Raw genomic sequence first — 2,836 nt, forward strand, 5'->3', positions numbered from 1 at the left:
AAAACTGGTGAAAAAATTGAGAAAGAGAAAACCCGTGAAATATTTAAGGATGAAGGCTCTTTCAAAAGCACTGGGAACGTGAACAATTTTAAAACAATTGATAATGAAGAGAAGTTTTCTCTGCAACTATCTGAATTAAATAAAAAATATGAACATTGCACAAGTTGTGTGCTTAGTGAGACTCGCCACAAGTTCGTTTTTGGAGAAGGGAATAGTCAGGCGGATATTATGTTTATTGCAGAAGCACCGGGAGCGGATGAGGACAAAATAGGGAAACCATTTGTGGGCAAAGCCGGCAAATTATTTGATAAAATGTTACTTGCTGTCAACCTTGATAGAAAAAAAGTTTATATTACTAATGTTGTCAAGTGCCGTCCTCCAAAGAATCGAAATCCGAAAATTGAAGAGATTGAAAAATGTCTGCCCTGCCTTTTGCAACAAATTTCTATAATCAAGCCCAAAATCATTTGTGCTCTGGGAAAGGTTGCCGGAAACACGTTGTTACAGGGAGATAATACTTTGGGAGAAATGCGAGCTAAATTTTATCCGTTCAATGATTCGCTTGTTATGGTTACTTACCACCCATCTGCACTTTTGTATCAAAATAAATGGAAACGCCCTACGTGGGAAGATCTGAAAATGTTGAGAAAAAAATATCAAGAATTAGGAATTAATTAATATGGCAGACACTAATAGTGCAAAAACAGGTTCTTCCAATGAGACGGATCTTAGGGTTCCACCGCATGATATAAATGCTGAAGCTGCTGTTCTCAGTGCAATGATGGATGATGACTGGGCTGCAAGCAGGGCTTTTGAGATACTCAGTGAGGAGCATTTTTACAAAAAAACACACAGGTTGATTTTCCGAGCACTGGATATTCTCTATAATAAAAATATTGAAATAGATCTAATCACAATTATTGATGAACTCAAAAAAAGCGGGAATTTGGAAATTATCGGAGGAACACCATATTTATCCGAAATATCTGATATTGTTTCTTCGAGTGCCAATGTGGAAGCTCATGCAAAAATTGTTTTGGAACAGGCAACTTTGCGGAGTTTGATCACAACCTCAAATAATATTATTTCCGATTGCTACAATTCCCAAAGTGCAAGTAAAGACATTATAGAAAGAGCCGAGAAAGCAATTTTTGAAGTTACACAGGATCTGCGGCATGAAGGTTTTGAGCGTGTTTCCCATTATGTATCTCAGACGATCGGAAATATTGAAAAGATAGCTGCTCAAAAATCTCGTGTGATCGGGATTGCATCCGGATTTGAATCTTTGGACAACAAAATCGGCGGATTCCAACCCGGGCAGTTCATCGTAATTGCCGGAAGACCAAGTATGGGGAAAACTGCTCTTGCCATAAATATGGGTTTTTATACTGCTATGCACCAGAGGAAAAACGTAGGAATATTCAGCCTGGAAATGGATAAGGAAAAACTATTGATGCGTATGCTGAGTGCCGGTGCAGAGGTGTCTTTAAGCGAAATGTTGCAAGGATACGGAATGAATCAGACCAAACTCTTCCGAATCACAACAGTAGGCGACCAACTTGCCGAAGCAGCGATATTTATTGATGATGAAGGAAGCAATACTATCGCTGATATGCGTTCCAAAGCACGTAGATTAAAAAGTGAAGAGGGCTTGGATCTGCTCATCATTGACTATATGCAGCTGATGATACCGGTTGCTTCGAGACAAAGCAGAACTCAGGAAATTACTGAAATTTCACGGGGAATAAAATTATTGGCAAAGGAGCTTGAAATTCCGATTATCGCACTTTCTCAATTGAGTCGTGCTCCGGAAAAGCGACCAAGTAATGAACCCAAACTTTCTGACTTACGCGAATCAGGAGCAATTGAGCAAGATGCCGATATTGTGCTTCTCCTATATCGAGACGAATATTATACGAAAGAGGAGTCCAAAGAACCGGGAGTCGCACGCGTAGAAATTGCTAAAAATCGTAATGGTCCTCAAGGAAGATTGAAGTTCGAATTCGTGGGAGAATACACGCAGTTCAAACCTTTGCGGGAATTCGAATAAAATTATATGTTATTTCATTTGCTGGCAGAAGTTGGGAAACCGGTAATTAATTCCGTTAAAGGGATCGGCAAATATTTCATATTCCTTTGTTTTACTTTTTCCGGACTTGGAAAAATTTCCTCCCGTATTAGTCTGACTTTTTCACAGATGTACAAGTTTGGAGTGGAATCTCTCCCGCTTATTATGATTACCTCCGCTTTCACGGGAATGGTAACTGCGGTGCAGGCTTCTTACCAAACAGGAGGATTTCTTCCGAACAGATTGGTGGGAGTGCTGATTGCAAAATCAACCTTGATCGAACTTGCTCCGGTATTAACGGCACTTGTTATGGCAGGCAAAATTGGGGCATCTCTTGCCGCAGAAATTGGCACAATGCGGGTTTCCGATCAAATTGACGCTCTTGAGATTATTGCAATAAATCCTTATGACTATCTTGTTGTTCCACGGGTAATTGCCGGACTTATTATGCTACCGGTGCTAACGGTGTTTTCCAATGTTTTCGGAATTCTTTCCGGATATGCGGTTTCGGTGAAAATCTATCATATTACCCAATCGGATTTTATTAATGGAATCCGTGATTTTTTCAATCCGATTGATTTCTGGAGTGGGATAATAAAAGCGCTTTTGTTTGGTTTCATAATCACTACGGTTGGCTGTTTTCAGGGATTTTATACAAAAGGTGGGGCGGAAGGTGTGGGCAAAGCCACGACCCGTGCAGTTGTTGTCTCGTCAATTATGATCCTAATTACTGATTTTATCGTAGCTTCAATTATCTTTAAGTGATTT

The 2,836-nt window shown here is 39.8% G+C and carries 3 protein-coding genes; all 3 read left to right on the forward strand.

Translation table 11 applies throughout. The annotated features are described in order from the left end of the window. On the forward strand, nt 1–678 hold a 678-nt coding region (locus U9P79_00465), incomplete at its 5' end, for a uracil-DNA glycosylase (protein MEA2103106.1). 1 nt (nt 679) lies between these two features. Further along, nucleotides 680–2,050: a replicative DNA helicase gene (gene dnaB, locus U9P79_00470; GenBank protein ID MEA2103107.1), complete on the forward strand. Its 1,371-nt coding sequence runs from the start codon at nt 680–682 to the stop codon at nt 2,048–2,050. A gap of 6 nt (nt 2,051–2,056) precedes the next feature. Then, nucleotides 2,057–2,833, forward strand: coding sequence for an ABC transporter permease (locus tag U9P79_00475; GenBank protein ID MEA2103108.1), 777 nt, complete (start codon nt 2,057–2,059; stop codon nt 2,831–2,833). Nucleotides 2,834–2,836 lie beyond the last annotated feature (3 nt).

This window comes from Candidatus Cloacimonadota bacterium, assembly GCA_034661015.1.
Taxonomy (GTDB): domain Bacteria; phylum Cloacimonadota; class Cloacimonadia; order JGIOTU-2; family JGIOTU-2; genus JAYEKN01.

Excerpts from the sequence above, each read along its gene's own strand:
- U9P79_00475 (MEA2103108.1), top strand. The coding sequence starts at position 2,057 with ATGTTATTTCATTTGCTGGCAGAAGTTGGGAAACCGGTAATTAATTCC.
- dnaB (MEA2103107.1), top strand. The coding sequence starts at position 680 with ATGGCAGACACTAATAGTGCAAAAACAGGTTCTTCCAATGAGACGGAT.